The sequence below is a fragment of the Pelagibacterium sp. genome, from assembly GCF_965249125.1.
Classification (GTDB): domain Bacteria; phylum Pseudomonadota; class Alphaproteobacteria; order Rhizobiales; family Devosiaceae; genus Pelagibacterium.
Genome location: NZ_OZ252217.1, coordinates 853,227 through 868,408, shown reverse-complemented (window position 1 = coordinate 868,408; position 15,182 = coordinate 853,227). Strand labels below are relative to the sequence as shown.

At 60.8% G+C, this 15,182-nt stretch carries 16 protein-coding genes; 11 read left to right on the top strand and 5 right to left on the bottom strand.

Annotated elements, in window-relative coordinates; genetic code table 11:
• The first annotated feature begins 85 nt into the window (after positions 1 to 85).
• A complete protein-coding gene (locus ACP148_RS04310; protein WP_421951360.1) occupies positions 86 to 883 on the top strand; it encodes a phytanoyl-CoA dioxygenase family protein in 798 nt (265 codons plus the stop codon).
• A gap of 37 nt (positions 884 to 920) precedes the next feature.
• Here the strand turns inward: ACP148_RS04310 and ACP148_RS04305 are convergent, their stop codons facing one another.
• Together ACP148_RS04305 and ltaE are read right to left on the bottom strand one after the other, a co-directional pair.
• Positions 921 to 1,913 carry a methyltransferase domain-containing protein gene (locus ACP148_RS04305; RefSeq protein ID WP_421951359.1) on the bottom strand — a complete coding sequence of 331 codons (993 nt, stop codon included), beginning with the start codon at positions 1,911 to 1,913 and terminating at the stop codon, positions 921 to 923.
• Between the two features lie 81 nt (positions 1,914 to 1,994).
• Complete coding sequence (gene ltaE / locus ACP148_RS04300; protein WP_421951358.1) at positions 1,995 to 3,017, bottom strand: low-specificity L-threonine aldolase; 1,023 nt, start codon at positions 3,015 to 3,017, stop codon at positions 1,995 to 1,997.
• A gap of 508 nt (positions 3,018 to 3,525) precedes the next feature.
• On the opposite strand from ltaE, the gene ACP148_RS04295 reads away from it, so the two are divergent.
• From ACP148_RS04295 to ACP148_RS04280, 4 genes are all read left to right on the top strand, one after another.
• Positions 3,526 to 3,738, top strand: a complete 213-nt coding sequence (locus tag ACP148_RS04295; RefSeq protein WP_264226951.1) for a cold-shock protein — start codon at positions 3,526 to 3,528, stop codon at positions 3,736 to 3,738.
• Between the two features lie 329 nt (positions 3,739 to 4,067).
• Positions 4,068 to 4,541, top strand: a complete 474-nt coding sequence (gene greA, locus ACP148_RS04290) for a transcription elongation factor GreA (RefSeq protein WP_421951357.1) — start codon at positions 4,068 to 4,070, stop codon at positions 4,539 to 4,541.
• 154 nt (positions 4,542 to 4,695) lie between these two features.
• On the top strand, positions 4,696 to 5,646 hold the full coding sequence (trxB, locus tag ACP148_RS04285; protein WP_421951356.1) for a thioredoxin-disulfide reductase: 951 nt from the start codon (positions 4,696 to 4,698) through the stop codon (positions 5,644 to 5,646).
• 65 nt (positions 5,647 to 5,711) lie between these two features.
• Positions 5,712 to 6,611, top strand: a complete 900-nt coding sequence (locus ACP148_RS04280; RefSeq protein ID WP_421951355.1) for a LysR family transcriptional regulator — start codon at positions 5,712 to 5,714, stop codon at positions 6,609 to 6,611.
• A gap of 963 nt (positions 6,612 to 7,574) precedes the next feature.
• On the opposite strand, the gene ACP148_RS04275 is transcribed toward ACP148_RS04280, so the two are convergent.
• Entirely contained in the window at positions 7,575 to 8,777 is a 1,203-nt protein-coding gene (locus ACP148_RS04275; protein WP_421951354.1) for a pyridoxal phosphate-dependent aminotransferase, read from the bottom strand.
• 169 nt (positions 8,778 to 8,946) lie between these two features.
• Between ACP148_RS04275 and ACP148_RS04270 the strand changes: the two genes are divergently transcribed.
• Together ACP148_RS04270 and ACP148_RS04265 are read left to right on the top strand one after the other, a co-directional pair.
• Positions 8,947 to 9,372: a CBS domain-containing protein gene (locus tag ACP148_RS04270; RefSeq protein WP_421951353.1), complete on the top strand. Its 426-nt coding sequence runs from the start codon at positions 8,947 to 8,949 to the stop codon at positions 9,370 to 9,372.
• A 75-nt stretch (positions 9,373 to 9,447) separates the two neighbouring features.
• Entirely contained in the window at positions 9,448 to 10,341 is an 894-nt protein-coding gene (locus tag ACP148_RS04265) for a DMT family transporter (RefSeq protein WP_421951352.1), read from the top strand.
• On the opposite strand, the gene ACP148_RS04260 is transcribed toward ACP148_RS04265, so the two are convergent.
• Positions 10,325 to 10,735, bottom strand: a complete 411-nt coding sequence (locus ACP148_RS04260; protein WP_421951351.1) for a hypothetical protein — start codon at positions 10,733 to 10,735, stop codon at positions 10,325 to 10,327. The genes ACP148_RS04265 and ACP148_RS04260 overlap by 17 nt on opposite strands.
• A 308-nt stretch (positions 10,736 to 11,043) precedes the next feature.
• On the opposite strand from ACP148_RS04260, the gene ACP148_RS04255 reads away from it, so the two are divergent.
• The 4 genes from ACP148_RS04255 to ACP148_RS04240 all read left to right on the top strand — a co-directional run bounded on the left by ACP148_RS04255 (position 11,044) and on the right by ACP148_RS04240 (position 13,452).
• Complete coding sequence (locus ACP148_RS04255) at positions 11,044 to 11,637, top strand: thymidine kinase (protein WP_421951350.1); 594 nt, start codon at positions 11,044 to 11,046, stop codon at positions 11,635 to 11,637.
• 2 nt (positions 11,638 to 11,639) lie between these two features.
• Positions 11,640 to 12,038 (top strand): acyl-CoA thioesterase, encoded by a 399-nt coding sequence (locus ACP148_RS04250; RefSeq protein WP_421951349.1) that lies wholly within the window; start codon positions 11,640 to 11,642, stop codon positions 12,036 to 12,038.
• Positions 12,039 to 12,191: 153 nt separating this feature from the next.
• Positions 12,192 to 12,839 (top strand): peptidase inhibitor family I36 protein, encoded by a 648-nt coding sequence (locus ACP148_RS04245; RefSeq protein WP_421951348.1) that lies wholly within the window; start codon positions 12,192 to 12,194, stop codon positions 12,837 to 12,839.
• Between the two features lie 220 nt (positions 12,840 to 13,059).
• The gene (locus ACP148_RS04240; RefSeq protein ID WP_421951347.1) at positions 13,060 to 13,452 is read left to right on the top strand and encodes a septal ring lytic transglycosylase RlpA family protein; all 393 of its coding nucleotides are present in this window, start codon (positions 13,060 to 13,062) and stop codon (positions 13,450 to 13,452) included.
• Between the two features lie 628 nt (positions 13,453 to 14,080).
• On the opposite strand, the gene ACP148_RS04235 is transcribed toward ACP148_RS04240, so the two are convergent.
• Positions 14,081 to 15,052 (bottom strand): iron-siderophore ABC transporter substrate-binding protein, encoded by a 972-nt coding sequence (locus tag ACP148_RS04235; protein WP_421951346.1) that lies wholly within the window; start codon positions 15,050 to 15,052, stop codon positions 14,081 to 14,083.
• Between the last annotated feature and the right edge of the window lie 130 nt (positions 15,053 to 15,182).

The window sequence follows — 15,182 nt, the reverse complement described above, 5'->3', positions numbered from 1 at the left end:
CTTCCTTGCCGGAAGCAATTGAGCCGGGCCGATTGACGGCCCGCACGCTGCCTTTGGCGGCATTGCGAACTTATGGACTTTCCAAATGCCTGATATATCAACCGCGCTCACTCCGGCGCAGGTCGACTCTTTCGTCACCGACGGCTTCGTCAGGATCGACGATGCCTTCTCCCGGCAAACCGCCGAGCAAGCGCGTGCCATCCTCTGGCGCGACACCGGCTGCGACCCCGACGACCCCTCCACCTGGACAAAGCCGGTAATCCGCCTCGGCGGCTATGCCGATGCGCCTTTCCGCGAAGCGGCCAATACCCCGCCCCTGCATTCCGCCTACGATCAGTTGGTGGGAGAAGGCCGCTGGCTTGCGCCGCAGGGTCTTGGCACATTCCCCATCCGGTTTCCCTCAAAGGAGGCCCCGGGCGACGATGGCTGGCATATCGACGCCAGCTATATGCTGCCCACCGACGATCCCAACGACTTCTTTTCCATCCGGGCCAACATCAAAACCAAGGGCCGTGCCCTTTTGATGCTGTTCCTGTTCTCGGACGTCGAAGAAGACGATGCCCCCACCCGCATTCGCGTCGGCTCGCATATGGATATGGCGCGCTTCCTCCTGCCCTATGGGGAGGATGGAGCGACCATGCACCAGATGATCGCCGGCAATTTCGCCGATACGGAAAAATGTCCTCAAGCGCTGGCGACCGGCCCAGCCGGAACGGTCTATCTCTGCCACCCCTTCCTGGTTCACGCGGCCCAGCCCAACAGGGGAAGCGGCGTCAAGTTCATGGCCCAGCCGCCGCTGATGCCCGCGCACGGTTTCGATCCGGCCCTGCCCCCGTCGCCGGTCCAGATCGCCATTCGCAAGGCGTGCAATCTGAACATCTGACACGCCATCCGGGGCGCGCGGGCGCCCCGGAACTTTCTCAGTTTATCGGCGCAACCGGCATTCCGATTTCGTTGTCGATGTCTGAGACCTCCAGCCCATCGCGGCCTTCGGGCTTGCGCGCGACGAACAAAAGTCCTGCGACCGGCTGGCCGCGGTCGCTGCGGATCGTCTCCTCGCTCACGCGCAGCACATCCAGTCCCGCATTGGCCAGAGCCCGCCTGATCGCGTCCCCGTTATGCGCAAAGCGCAGCGAGGCCTGCAGCCATTGCAATTCCTCGCCATCATGGCGTTCGACCGAGAACGCGAAAATGCCGCCGGGCCGCAATATTTTTCCCACCAACGCAAAAATCGGTGGCAGAGCGGGGCAGTACATGAACACGTCCGCTGCCGTCACGATATCGGCGACGCGCCCGTTCGCGCCGAGAAAATCGAGCAGTTCGGCGCGTTCCACGCCATCATAGATCACCTTGTCGCGCGTCTCGGCCACCATGGCCGCAGAAATGTCCACGCCGGTAAGGTGCGACACCACATGCCGCAACCGTTCCCCCATCAATCCGGTGCCGCAGCCCAGATCGAGGCCGCGCGCGAACCCGTCGATGCCGAGTTCGCTCATGGTTTCTCCGAGCAACCCCATCAGCCGGCCCGGAACGACATAGTCGAGCTTTTGCAGCAACGACTCTTCAAACCGTCCGGCATACTGGTCGAACAGCGCTTCGACATAGGCCCCCTGCACCTGCGGCTCGATTGCGCCAATCCCATGCGCCGCCAGATGCATCTGCGCGCCGAGCGCACCGGAAGGATCGTGCTCCGCCGCCCGCTGCCAGGCGGCAATTGCACTGCCCAGCGCCTCGGCCTTGAGATGAAAATCCCCCGCCATCATCCAGCCGGCCGCCCAACCAGGTGCGTCGCTCAGCGCCTGCTCCATCAGATCGGCAGCGGATGAAAATTCGCCGGCCTCGGCCAGCATTTGGGCGTAAAGGGCCCGGCGATCGACGATAAGGTCGCCTGAAGACAGGGAAGTCGTTGTCAATTTCTGTGGCAATCCGGAAAACCGGCACATGCCGGCGCGCGGGGAAATGCGCCCGCGCGCGGCAAAACGCAAGTGGCAAGATCAAAGGCTCGCGAAGAATTTTCCCACTGTGTCCAATGCCGCCTCTATCGCCTCATCGCCGATATCCTTGTGCGTCACCCAGCGCTGCTGCCCATAGCGGCCCGAAACCAGTATCCCCGCACCCGCCATATGGTCGGCAAAACCCTTTGCAACAGAACCATCGGCCGTGACAAAAACGATGTTGGTCTGCGGCATCTCGACCCTTAGCGCTTCATACCGCGCCAGCCCCTCGGCCAGCCTCCGGGCCCGTGCGTGGTCTTCGGCCAGCCGGGCAACATTGTGTTCGAGCGCATAAAGCCCGGCCGCTGCGATAATACCCGCCTGCCGCATGCCTCCGCCCAGCATCTTGCGCAGCCGCCTTGCCTTGCCGATGAAATCCGCATCCCCCACCAGCACCGAGCCGACCGGCGCACCCAACCCCTTGGACAGGCACACCGAAACGCTGTCGAACCCTTCGGCCAATTCCCTGACGCTTCGGTTTGAAGCCACCGCCGCATTGGCGATCCGCGCGCCATCGAGATGGGTCGCCAGCCCACGTCGTCGCGCCAGCGCCACGGCGTCGCCCACATAACTCTGCGGCAGCACCTTGCCGCCTATGGTGTTTTCCAGAGCCAGCAACCGGGTACGGGCGAAATGGATGTCGTCGGGTTTGATGGCCGCCTCGATCTTGTCGAGTGGCAGTGAGCCATCGGGCGCATTTTCGATGGGTTGGGGCTGGATCGACCCCAAAACCGCGGCACCGCCGCCCTCATACTTGTAGGAATGGGCATCCTGCCCGGCGATAAATTCGTCCCCGCGCCCGCAATGGCTCATCAGCGCGATCAAATTCGATTGCGTACCCGAGGGCACGAACACGCCCTCGGGCTTCCCCGTCAGCTCGGCAACCTTGGCTTCCAGCGCGGCGACCGTCTCGTCCTCGCCATAAACATCGTCACCCACCGGGGCGGACGCCATCGCAGCACGCATACCCGCATCGGGCTGCGTCACAGTGTCGGAGCGGAAATCATGGCGTGTCGTCATCATTTGGTTGGCCCGGACCTTTTCTAGGAGCATCGCCGCCGATGCTTAGCGCGTCCGCGACCCTTAGCCAATGACGAGCAGCGCAGTTTGAAAACCCGTCTGCCGAACAGATATACTTGGACGACGAGCCATCTTCTCTACCACAAAGGTATGCAATACTGACATGTCAGCAGGGGCCATACCATCTTTCAATCCTAACAACAGTGTTACGGCCAGCGAAAATTTTTTACCGAACCGATTTTTTACAAGTGCTTGAATATTTCGGCCATTTCTTCTAAAAAAACTGGATCGAAATTGCGGCCGACCGATCTAGCCGTGCGTCTTTAACGCCTGCTGACGTCCTGAACCAAGACTTCGATATACCCCGGGGGCGGCAAACCCCCATTAGAGTGCGGCCGGAAGAAAGTTGCAGACTTTTTCGGTTCGACCGCACGACAAAACAAGGACTTGGAGCGCCGGTCCAATCGGGCCGGATCGAGCTCCGGACAGCACGACGTGAAAGGACAAAGCCATGGCAACCGGCACTGTCAAATGGTTCAACACCCAGAAGGGCTACGGTTTCATCCAGCCTGACGAGGGTGGAGCGGACGTTTTCGTCCACATCTCTGCAGTTCAGAATTCCGGCATGACCGGTCTGGATGAAGGCCAGAAGATCTCCTACGAAATCGTCAAGGACAAGCGCACCGGCAAATCGGCCGCCGGCAACCTGGTCGCTGCCGACTAGTTCGGCATCCGCCAAATGAGCTTAGCCCGGCTCATTGGCCGGGCAACGGGAACAGGGCGCAGACCGCTACCGGTTTGCGTCCTTTTCTTTGGGCAGTCGGGAATTTCGAGGGACACTTGCAGCCGCCGCACAAAGCCCCATATGTGCCGGTGCACCGCGGAGGCGCGGGGGAATGCCCACCGATTGGCCTTGACCATCATGGCCGGTACAGGCAACCTCCCGCAGGTAAGTTTCCCGAAAGCGTAGGTCGAATCCGCTGACGTGAAGTCGGCGCGGATATCGATATGCGTTTCAACGTATTTTGTAATTGATAGGAGGGATTGGCCGAAATGGACAAAGTCCCCATGACAGTGGCGGGACACGCCGCACTTGTAGCCGAACTCGAACGCCGCGCCGGCGTCGAACGCCGTACGATCATTGAGGCGATTTCCGAAGCGCGCGCCCATGGCGACCTTTCCGAGAACGCCGAATATCATGCGGCCAAGGAACAGCAGAGCCACAATGAAGGCCGCATCATGGAGCTCGAATCCATGCTGGCCATGGCCGAGATCGTCGACGTTTCCAAGCTTTCAGGCTCGACCGTCAAATTCGGCGCGACCGTGACCATGGTCGACGAGGACACTGACGAGGAAAAGACCTACCAGATCGTGGGCGATGCCGAGGCCGATGCCTCTGCCGGCCGCATCTCGATTTCCTCGCCAATCGCCCGCGCCCTGATCGGCAAATCGGTCGGCGATTCGATCGAGGTGACCGCTCCCGGCGGCGCGCGCGGCTACGAAATCCTCAAGATTGCCTTCATTTGATCCGGCCGGGCGGACTTGGTTGCAGGTCCGCTCGCCCTTTGATGCAATTTCGCCTCAGCATACCGGGTTTTCCCCTGCCAAGTGGCACGCGCGCTTGTAACCTCGGGGTACCGTGCCATATTTGTTCCGAACGCAAATTGATCGGCACGACACAATGCACGCCAAGACCATAATCATCGGCTCGGGCCCGGCTGGCTATACGGCCGCCATCTATGCCGCCCGCGCCATGCTCGAACCACTCATGATCGCTGGCATGCAGCCGGGCGGTCAGCTCACCATCACCACCGACGTCGAGAACTATCCCGGTTTCGCCGACCCTATCCAGGGGCCCTGGCTGGTCGAGCAGATGCGCGCCCAGGCCGAAAATATGGGCACCAGGATGGAAAACGACCTGATCGTCGATGTCGATTTTTCCATCCGTCCCTTCCGGCTGACCGGCGACAGCGGCAAGACCTACACCGCCGACAGCGTCATCATCGCCACCGGCGCACAGGCCAAATGGCTCGGCCTTCCGACCGAAGAAAAGTTCAAGGGGTTCGGCGTATCCGCCTGCGCCACTTGCGACGGTTTTTTCTACCGCGACAAGACGGTCCTGGTGATCGGCGGCGGCAATACCGCCGTCGAGGAAGCGCTGTTCCTGACCAATTTCGCCTCCAAGGTCATCATCGCCCACCGCCGCGACCAGTTCACCGCCGAAAAGATCATGCAGCAGCGCCTGTTCAAGCATCCCAAGATCGAGGTGCGCTGGAACACCGTGCTCGATGAGGTCAGGGGCGACAACATGCCCCCCTCGGTTCGCGGCGCCCTGTTGCGTGACGTGACGACCGATCAGACCCATGAAATTGAAGTCGATGGCATTTTCGTCGCCATCGGTCACGCTCCTGCCACCGAAATCTTCAACGGTAAGCTCGAAACCAAGCATGGCGGCTATATCGTCACCGCCCCCGACAGCACCGCAACCTCGGTGCCGGGCGTCTTCGCGGCGGGCGATGTGACCGACGATGTCTATCGCCAGGCGGTAACCGCCGCTGGCATGGGCTGCATGGCGGCGCTCGAAGCCGAGCGCTATCTTGCGGCCCATGAGATGGCCGAAGCCGCGGAATAATACGGGCGAACCACGACTGATCGCCGTTCACGGATCCCCCGCGAACGGCGCTACAAAGAGGGGACATGGGGATGCTCGACTGGGACAAGCTGCGCATATTCCATGTCGCCGCCGAATCGGGAAGCTTCACCCATTCGGCCGAAAAGCTCGGCATGTCCCAGTCCGCCGTTTCCCGGCAGATATCCGCGCTTGAGGAGGATCTTGGCCTCAAGCTCTTCATTCGCCATGCCCGCGGGCTCGTCCTCACCGAAGTGGGCGAACAGCTTTTCCGCACGGCACATCGCATGGCCTGGGAACTTCAGTCGGTCCAGGCCCAGATGACCGAAAGCCAGGACGTCCCCACAGGACCTCTCCTGGTCACCACCACCGTGGGGTTCGGCTCGACCTGGCTGACCAAGCGCATCCATGAATTTGTGACGCTCTATCCCACCATCCAGCTCGAGATCAAACTCAACGACGCCGAGCTCGATCTGGCCATGCGCGAGGCCGACGTGGCCATTCGCCTGCACAGGCCCAACCAGTCGGAGATGATTCAGCGCAAGCTGTTCACCGTCCACTTTCACATCTATGCGTCCGAAAGCTATCTCGCCGAAAACGGCGCGCCGAAATCGATCGAAGACCTCGACGCACACAAGATCATAACCTTCGGCGAGCCTTCACCCTCCTATCTGGGCGATGTCAATTTTCTCGAACGCATAGGCCGCCCCGACAATTCGCCCCGGCGGACCACCCTCAAGGTCAATGCCATCTACGGCATGATGCAGGCCTGCCGTCAGGGAATCGGCATTGCCATGCTGCCCGACTACATTACCGAGGAAGAGCCGAGCCTCAGGCGAGTGCTCCCCGATATCGACCTTCCCGAATTCGAGACCTATTTCGTCTACCCGCCAGCGCTCAAGAGCTCCAAGCGAGTCGGGGTCTTCCGGGATTTTCTCGTCGACAAGGCGCGCGACTGGCAATACTGACCCCACCCCGGGCGTCTCACCCCATTTTTCAGGCCGCTTCGCACGTGCGCGAGAACGCATGAGCGGCACTGCATAAAATTTTTTTGGCCGCCCCCGCACGACCCTGCATACAAATTTATGTAAGGAAAACAGGCATCTTGCCTCCCAAATAGGCATAGTCATGCACCCAATGCATGGCTGGCATAACCTTAACGGGGTTGTCGCGGCGCCATCTAATCTCTACCTACCCGCCAGACATTGCGCGTCTTTCCTCCTCCCTTTGGGCGCGTTTGATGTTCCCTCCTAACGAGGAGCTTGCTTCTCGTCCTGGCCCCGCTCTCCCCTCGAGCGGGGCTTCTTTTTTTGCCTGATCGCCAGTCCTGCCCACCCTTTGTGCATACCTCTCGCCAGGACTTGCACAAAATGCATGGCTGCCATGTCATTAGACGACTTTTCAAGTCGTGATTAGAATGGCATATACAGACCGTCACTGACGCGGCGCGCTTTTCCTCCTCCTCCCAAAGCCCCCTGCGTCGTGACGACAAGAGCGGGATGGGTTCCTCCTCCTCCCTCCCTGAACGCTCCTAAGGCCGTAATTCGAATCCTCCTCCCTCGAATGCGGCCGACAGTTCAGAGGCCCTGCCGACCCTCCTCGGCAGGGCCTCTTTCATTTTGGGCAACGCACATATGCCTAAATTTTCACCACCAATCCAAACATGCCTATTGCATAGCTGGTATGCGCTTTTGCTTATTGTTGCGAGGGCCGGCGAAGCGCATATTCGTCTCGTCGATGAGCGACGCGCCCTCTCCTCCTCCCTGGGCCCCTTGCTCCCGGCACCCGAGTGAACGATGTATCCTCCTCCCACATCCTTCGCTCAACCGACCTGGGCCGTCTCCTCCTCCCTCGGCAGGGTCGTAAACTGAGAGATTAGGGCTTCGGCCCTCGATCAAGGCTCCGTCTTCGGACGGAGCCTCTTTTTTTGTTCAATGCACACCCGCGCAGAACGCCTCGATCCGATCCATGGCCTTGGTCAGCTCCGCGTCGGACGCCGCGTAGGAAATGCGGAAATGCCCCGGCAGGCCGAAGGCCGAACCATGCACCAGCGCAACGCCATTCTCCTCGAGCAGCGCCATCACCACGTCCTCATCGGTTGCCAGATTTCGCCCACCGGCGCTGGTTTTACCGATCAGCCCCTCGCATGAGGGGAACACATAGAACGCCCCTTCCGGCACGAGGCAATCGAGCCCTTCGAGCGCGTTGAGCCGCCCCACCACATAGTCGCGCCGCTTCTGGAACGTTTCCCGCCAATCGGCCAGAAACCCCTGCGGCCCGTTGAGCGCTTCCACGGCCGCCCATTGCGAAATCGAGGGGGGATTGGTCGTCGACTGGCTCTGGAGCTTGAGCATGGCCTTGAGAATTTCCCTTGGCCCCGTGCAATAGCCGATGCGCCAACCCGTCATGGCATGGGATTTCGATACACCGTTCATGGTGACCGTTCGCGCCATCAGGCGCGGTTCGACCTGGGCGATCGTCGCAAAGCTGCGCCCGTCATAAACCAGCACCTCATAGATGTCGTCGGTGAGAATGTGGACGTGCGGATGCCGCATGAGCACTTCGGTCAGACCCGCCAGTTCCTCGCGCGTGTAGGCGGCGCCAGACGGGTTCGACGGCGTATTGAGGATCAGCCATTTGGTCCTGTCCGAAATCGCCGCCTCGAGCGCCTCCGGCGTCAGCTTGAAGCCTGTCTCCTGGCTCGCCTGTGCAAACACCGGCTCGGCACCGGCCAGGCGCACGATCTCGGGATAGCTCACCCAATAGGGCACCGGCACCACCACCTCGTCACCGGGATTGAGCGTGGCGATCAACGCGTTGAAGATGATCTGTTTGCCGCCCGCTGAAACGAAACAATCATCTGCCGATACATCGAGCCCATTGTCGCGCCGGAATTTCGCCGCCACCGCTTCCTTGAGCTCGGTAATCCCCTCGACATTTGTATAGCGGGTTTCGCCCCGCTCGATGGCGTCGATCCCCGCCCTGCGCACATGCTCGGGCGTATCGAAATCGGGCTCACCGGCCGAAAGCGCTATAACGTCCTTTCCGGCCTGCGCCATCTGGCGGGCAAGCTGGCTGATCCCCACGGTCGCGGAAGGCTGCACGCGCGACAGGGCATCCGAAATAAGTCCCATGACATTTCTCTATGTGAATATGGCGATCCGGGTTCACTCTATAGCCGGTGATCGCACACCCCGCCATGCCGGTGCCACTGTCAATCGCCAATTTGTCGACCATTGCGCGCTCTTGCGCGTTTACACTTCAAGAGGCAAGCTGAGCATTGGTGATGAGGAGATAGAGGCCATGTTTGTTGAATCGATCCTGACCATCAAAGGCAGTGATGTCGTGACGGTGCCGTCCGACTCCACAATCGGCGAGCTGATCGCCACGCTGGCTCGCCACAACATCGGCGCCGTTGTCGTGGTCGACAATGGCAAGGTGGAAGGCATCATTTCCGAGCGCGACATTGTCCGCCACCTTGCCGGCAGCGCCGAGGGCTTCCGGGCCAAGTCCGTATCCACCCTGATGACCCGCGCGCCAAGAACCTGCTCCCGGACCGACACCGTCGACAGCGCGATGAACATCATGTCCCAGGGGCGTTTCCGCCATCTGCCGGTCGTTGAAAACGGCCAGCTTATCGGCATCATCTCGATCGGCGATCTGGTCAAGCGCAAGATCGAAGAGGCCGAGCAGGAGGCAGGAGCCCTGCGCGAATACATAGCGAGCTGACCGTCGCGCTTGAGCGGAACGGCCGAACCGGGTACCAGTCGGCGACCGACCTGATCGCTGACCATCGAGTTCCCCATGTCCCGTTCGCTTGCGCTATTCTGCCTGCTTGTGGCCACCGCCATCTGGGGCTTTGCCTTCATCGCCCAGAAATCGGCGATGGACGCCATGGGGCCGCTCACCTTCACCGGCGCGCGGTTCCTGCTTGGCGGTCTGCTCATCCTGCCACTCGCCCTGCGCGAAAACGCCCGCCAACCACAAAGGCTGACAGGGCGGCAATGGGCGCTCATCATCTTCATGAGCCTCAATTTCTTCGGCGGCGCCATTCTCCAGCAATATGGATTGCTGTTCACCACCGTCACCAATTCGGGCTTCCTGACCGGGCTCTACGTGCTTTTCGTGCCCGTCATCCTGCTCCTGGTTTTCCGCCAGCCGCCCCATAAGGTGGTCTGGCTCGGCGTGCCCGTGGCCCTGATCGGGCTGTTCCTGCTCAATGGCGCCCGCCTCGACCGCCTCAACACCGGCGACGGCCTGGTCATCGGCAGCGCCGTCTTCTGGGCGCTGCACGTCCTCCTGCTCGGCTATCTGGCGCGGGAAACCGCCCGGCCCATTTTCATCTCCTCGATGAGTTTTCTAATAGCCGGCATGCTGGGCAGCCTTGGCGCTTTCGCCTTCGAGGCCCCGACACTTTCGGCCCTGTCGACCGGATGGGTCGAAATCCTTTACGCCGGAGCCCTCTCGACGGCTGTGGGCTTCACCCTGCAGGCCGTTGGCCAGCAACACGTGCCGCCCGCCAACGCCGCCATCATCCTGTCGGCCGAAAGCCTGTTCGCCGCGCTCGGCGGCGCCCTCATTCTCGGCGAGCGACTGGAATTTATCGGCTATTTCGGCGTTGCCATGATCTTTGCCGCCGTGCTGCTGGTCGAACTGCTGCCCAATCTGCGACGACGGCCGGTTATTGAACCCGCTTGAGCCGGATGTTCTCGCAGATCACGAACAGCGCGCAGGCTTCGAGCCGAATCGTGTTGTTGTTGGTCTGGGTCACCGTGCCCCCGATATTGAACCCCTCCAGCGTCACCGTCCCCTGCCACTGGTTGAGCCGGATGTGCCGCGCATTGGAGAACATGTAGGTGTTCAGGTATTTGGTGTTGCGCGCGTCCTTCTTGTCCTCCTGGATCCACACCAGTTCCGCGCATAGCCGGTCGCCATTGTCCCCGCAATAGGTGAACTCGTAGCGGGACTCCTTGTTGTCGGGTTCCCACAGCCCGATGGGGTTGAACTGTTCCTGCGCCATCACCGGCGCCGCGGCCACCAGTGCCAGCATAACAGAGACCAGTTTGGGCAAGGAGCGAAAGAAACGCGCCATTTGAGGTGAACTCCGCGAGGATTGAGATATGTCAACACCCGCTCTTGTGCATGGTGTCAACTGAACGGCAGGTGAACCGGCGGGGCGTGGCTCAGACGTCATACCAGCGTCATGAGACAATATTACGGTCGTCTCCGCAACCGGCATACCCCGCCGGTCAGCCCGACGCCGATACCCCATTCGGCACCACCTTTCGGTCGCCCGCCCCGGCGACCGTTTTCTTTTCCTGTGGAAGATATCGTCGCTGGGTCCGCCACCCCGCCCTCTCGGGTTACAACCGGCTGTCACTCACAGTTTCGGGACGGCCCGTGGCCAAGCTCTATTTCTCCTACGCCGCGATGAATGCGGGCAAGTCCACCCTGCTGCTGCAGGCGGCCCACAATTATCGCGAGCGCGGCATGCGCCCCCTGCTCTACACCTCCGCCCTTTACGTCGAGGACGGCGTGGGGCTGATCCGCTCACGCATCGGCATTGCCGAGCCGGCCCTGCTCTATGCCGACCAGGACGACCTCTATCAGTCGGTCCGCGACCATGAGGAGGAATCCAAGGTCGATTGCGTCCTTGTCGATGAGGCCCAGTTCCTCACCCGCGATCAGGTCTGGCAACTCGCCCGCGTTGCCGACCGGCTCGGCATACCCGTCATGTGCTACGGCTTGCGCACCGATTTTCAGGGCAAGCTGTTCCCCGGCTCCATGGAACTGCTGGCCACCGCCGACACCCTGCGCGAAATCCGCACCATCTGCACCTGTGGAGCCAAGGCGACAATGGTCGTGCGGCAGGATATGAATGGCCGTGTCCTGACCGACGGCGATCAGGTTTCCATCGAAAAATCGGTATATCTCTCACTCTGCCGCAAACACTGGGAAGAAGCTGTCGGCCGCTGGCCGGTGAAAGGACCTTGACCATGAAAGACCATGCCCCCGAGCCCCGCGGCGCCATGACCATCCGCACAATGCCCATGCCCGCCGATACCAACGGCGCCGGCGACATCTTCGGCGGCTGGGTGATGAGCCAGATGGACATCGCCGGTGCGATCTGCGCGGTTGAAAACGTTGGCGGGCGCGTCGCCACGGTTGCCGTGGAAGCCATGAGTTTTATCGCCCCCGTCCGGGTCGGCGATGTCTTTTGCGTCTATACCTGGATCGACAGGATCGGAAACACCTCGATCAAGGTCGGGATGGAAGCCTGGACCAAATCCCGCGACCTTCCCCTGCGCACCAAGGTGACCGAGGGCCATTTCATCTACGTCGCGCTTACCGACGATGGCGAGAAACGGTTGATAGACAAAACCGCCAGCGCCTGATCCCTTCCCCGTTCATGCCCCGTTCAAGCGCCCATCGCTAAAACGCTCGCCACAATGGATAAGCCGGCCCCAATCGGCCGGTTGGCATGGAACCAAAGGGGCTACTGGCAGATTTTTGCCACAAAGCCCCAAATCTCTCGAAGGGAGAGCGACATGAATTTCAGGAAACTTGCTGCCACGGTGGTTCTTGCGGCGACCGGCGCATTGGCAGCCGTCAGCGGCGCCCAGGCCTACGAGGCCTTCGCCACCACGGCCCTCAACGTCCGGACCGGTCCGGGCACCAATTATCCGGTCATTGCGGCCCTCTCGGCCAATCAGGTGGTTGAGGTTTCCGGCTGCAATTCGTCCAACACCTGGTGCCAGGTGACCGCCACCAACATTCGTGGCTGGGCATCCGCCCGCTATCTGCGTCCCATCGACGATGGGCGTCCCTCGCCAGCACCTGCTCCCTCCCCGGCGCCCAACCAGCCCGACATCGGATTTTCGATCAACACGCCCAATTTCAATCTGTCCATCGGCAACAACCGCCCGCCCCAGCCCGCGCCGGGCGGCCGCGTCTGCTTTTACGAAGAGTTCAATTACGGCGGTCGCAGTTTCTGTGCCGCGGCCAACGACAACGAGCGCTTCCTGGGCAATTTCTGGAACGACCGCATCCGCTCGGCCCGTGTCGAAGGCAATGTCAGCGCCACGGTCTGCACCAGTTCCAACTTCAACGGCCGCTGCGCCGTGATCGATCGCTCGGTGCGCAATCTGGGCATGCTCTCGGACGATATCTCGTCCTATTATCTGGGCCGCCGCTGATCGCTGCATCGCATCCGACACTGAACCCGTTCGGCCCCGCCGGACGGGTTTTTTGCATGCAATATCACGCTGATTTGTGTGCGTTGCCCAAAAACCACGGTTCCCGACCAATTGACGCAGGGGGCGATTTGCCCATTTTTTGACCGATTCGTTCCTGTTTCTGGTCACAACTTCGTGTAGAACCCTTCCCCGTCGCCAAACAACACGGGTCAGGACCCTCATGAAATTCATCAAGCCTGCAGTGCTGGTTTCAGCACTCACTCTTGGAGCTTTCCCCCTCGCCACCACAGCCCTCAATGCACAGGACACCGTCGCAATCGTGCAGACCCTGTCGGGCACCGCGTCATGGTATGGCGGCAAGTTCCACGGCAGAAAAACCGCCAATGGCGAAACCTACAACCAGCACGCTTTGACCGCTGCCCACCGCTACCTGCCCTTCGGCACCGAAGTGGTGGTGACAAACAGCAACAATGGCGAAAGCGTCGTCGTCCGCATCAATGACCGCGGCCCCTTCATCGGTGGGCGCATCATCGACCTCTCCCACGAGGCGGCGAGCCAGATCGGCATGATCAACTCGGGCACCGCACGGGTTACCGTCGAAGTCATCGGCTGATTTTTCCCTGCCATTCGCATCTTGCCAAAGGGCGTTCCGGACTTCCGGGACGCCCTGTTTTTATGGGATTTTTCGGACTTCAGCCGCCGGTTCTCCACAGTGCATTGCGGAGCGAAACCAAAAATTTACCGACAATTTGAGTTTTCTCCAAAGCCTTCCATTAACCGCGCATAGTCTGGGTGTCGCAAGGTCATTTCCTGAGGTGCCCTGGCGGCTGCGGCAGAAATGCCGCCGGCGTTGTGCGAAATGTTTGGCGACATGCGCACACGCCGGTTTGGGGGCTGTATTGAATGCGGTGCTTGCGCGCGAAGCGCTCCGGCATCGCGGTTTACGTCCTTGGCCGGTCCGCCAATCCGGTCGCGTTGAGGTTTACCCATGTCCTACAAGATGACGACGCAAAAACTGGTATCGATGTCCGTCGCCGCGCTGACAGGCGCGACTTTGTGTGCCCTGTTCACCATCGTCCTGTTCGTGACCGGCGCCCTTGCGGCATAAAAAGGGAGCGCTGGAGCGCTTCCAGCAAAAGTGGACGCCACTTTTGCGGTTCGGAAGCGCGACAAACCAGAACTTCGATCATTTAAACGTTTTTTGCGAAACGGCAAAATGATCGCCCCTTCTGGCTTGCTCTTTATTCGGCCCTTTCAGCCGCCGCGGCCAGTTGCGCCACGTAGTTCTCAAGCCCCCACCGCAACGAAAGCGCCGAAGGCGGCGAGACGGCGGCAACCTCTTCAATCCCCACGATCGAAGCATAGGCACCCGCCTGCGTCTGCGGCAGGCGCGCAATGTAAGGCTCGGAGAAAAACGCATCGGAGTCCGACTGGTTTTCATAGTAGGAAACCAGAATGTCCGAGACCAGCTGGTCGGCGTTTTCATAGCTCACCGAGAAATAGAAATTCTCGTCATCCCCGCCCAATGCGTCCAGACTGGGCGCATAGACCAGCCCCAGATCGGTCAGGAATTTCACCCGCGAGTCGAGCCCGGCATAGATAGCCAGCGATCCGTCGTAATCGTTGAGCCCGATAAATGTCGTGCCCGCCAGCCCCTCATGCTGGGCCACGGTATCGGCGACGAACTGCTCGGTCTGTGCAACCACGGCATCGGCCTCCTCGGCCAGCCCCAGCGCCTGTCCCACAGTCCGGGTCACATCCTGCCATGGCGCGCTCCAGGCTGCGCCCTGATAGGCGATGGTCGGTGCGATCTGGCTGAGCCGCTCATACTGCTCCTCGGTAATCCCCGAATAGACGGCGATGATCACGTCAGGATCGGCCGCCAGGATCTGCTCGTACGGAGGCTCGTCGCCCTCGGCGAGGATCGCCGGCAAGTCCCCGCCCAGCTCTTCCAGCGCCTCTTCGGCCCAGGGATGAATGCCGTTGTCTCCCCCGCCATAGGCAATGAACGGAATGGCGACCGGCTTGACGCCCAGCGATAGAACCGCATCGGTGTTGCCCCACGCCCAGGTCGCGACGCGTTCGGGCTGCGTTTCGATGGTGGTCTGCCCATAGACATGGTCGATGGTCACCGGAAACTCCTGCGCCAGCGCTGGTCCCGCCAGGATGCTCGACATGGTCACGATCAATGCTGTCCTGATCCCAATCGTCATCGCAAAACTCCTTTTGACTGCGACGCCTATAACATGATTTTTATACTCATATTTATTAAGCCGATCCTGCACAAGCCACTTAAAGCAAGAGCCCGCGCAGAAGACTACGCGGGCTCTTCGATCCATGATG

Excerpts from the sequence above, each read along its gene's own strand:
- ACP148_RS04235 (WP_421951346.1), bottom strand. The coding sequence starts at position 15,052 with ATGACGATTGGGATCAGGACAGCATTGATCGTGACCATGTCGAGCATC.
- ACP148_RS04260 (WP_421951351.1), bottom strand. The coding sequence starts at position 10,735 with ATGGCGCGTTTCTTTCGCTCCTTGCCCAAACTGGTCTCTGTTATGCTG.
- ACP148_RS04245 (WP_421951348.1), top strand. The coding sequence starts at position 12,192 with ATGAATTTCAGGAAACTTGCTGCCACGGTGGTTCTTGCGGCGACCGGC.
- ACP148_RS04250 (WP_421951349.1), top strand. The coding sequence starts at position 11,640 with ATGAAAGACCATGCCCCCGAGCCCCGCGGCGCCATGACCATCCGCACA.
- ACP148_RS04240 (WP_421951347.1), top strand. The coding sequence starts at position 13,060 with ATGAAATTCATCAAGCCTGCAGTGCTGGTTTCAGCACTCACTCTTGGA.
- ltaE (WP_421951358.1), bottom strand. The coding sequence starts at position 3,017 with ATGATGACGACACGCCATGATTTCCGCTCCGACACTGTGACGCAGCCC.
- ACP148_RS04310 (WP_421951360.1), top strand. The coding sequence starts at position 86 with ATGCCTGATATATCAACCGCGCTCACTCCGGCGCAGGTCGACTCTTTC.
- greA (WP_421951357.1), top strand. The coding sequence starts at position 4,068 with ATGGACAAAGTCCCCATGACAGTGGCGGGACACGCCGCACTTGTAGCC.
- ACP148_RS04295 (WP_264226951.1), top strand. The coding sequence starts at position 3,526 with ATGGCAACCGGCACTGTCAAATGGTTCAACACCCAGAAGGGCTACGGT.
- ACP148_RS04280 (WP_421951355.1), top strand. The coding sequence starts at position 5,712 with ATGGGGATGCTCGACTGGGACAAGCTGCGCATATTCCATGTCGCCGCC.
- ACP148_RS04275 (WP_421951354.1), bottom strand. The coding sequence starts at position 8,777 with ATGGGACTTATTTCGGATGCCCTGTCGCGCGTGCAGCCTTCCGCGACC.
- ACP148_RS04265 (WP_421951352.1), top strand. The coding sequence starts at position 9,448 with ATGTCCCGTTCGCTTGCGCTATTCTGCCTGCTTGTGGCCACCGCCATC.
- trxB (WP_421951356.1), top strand. The coding sequence starts at position 4,696 with ATGCACGCCAAGACCATAATCATCGGCTCGGGCCCGGCTGGCTATACG.
- ACP148_RS04270 (WP_421951353.1), top strand. The coding sequence starts at position 8,947 with ATGTTTGTTGAATCGATCCTGACCATCAAAGGCAGTGATGTCGTGACG.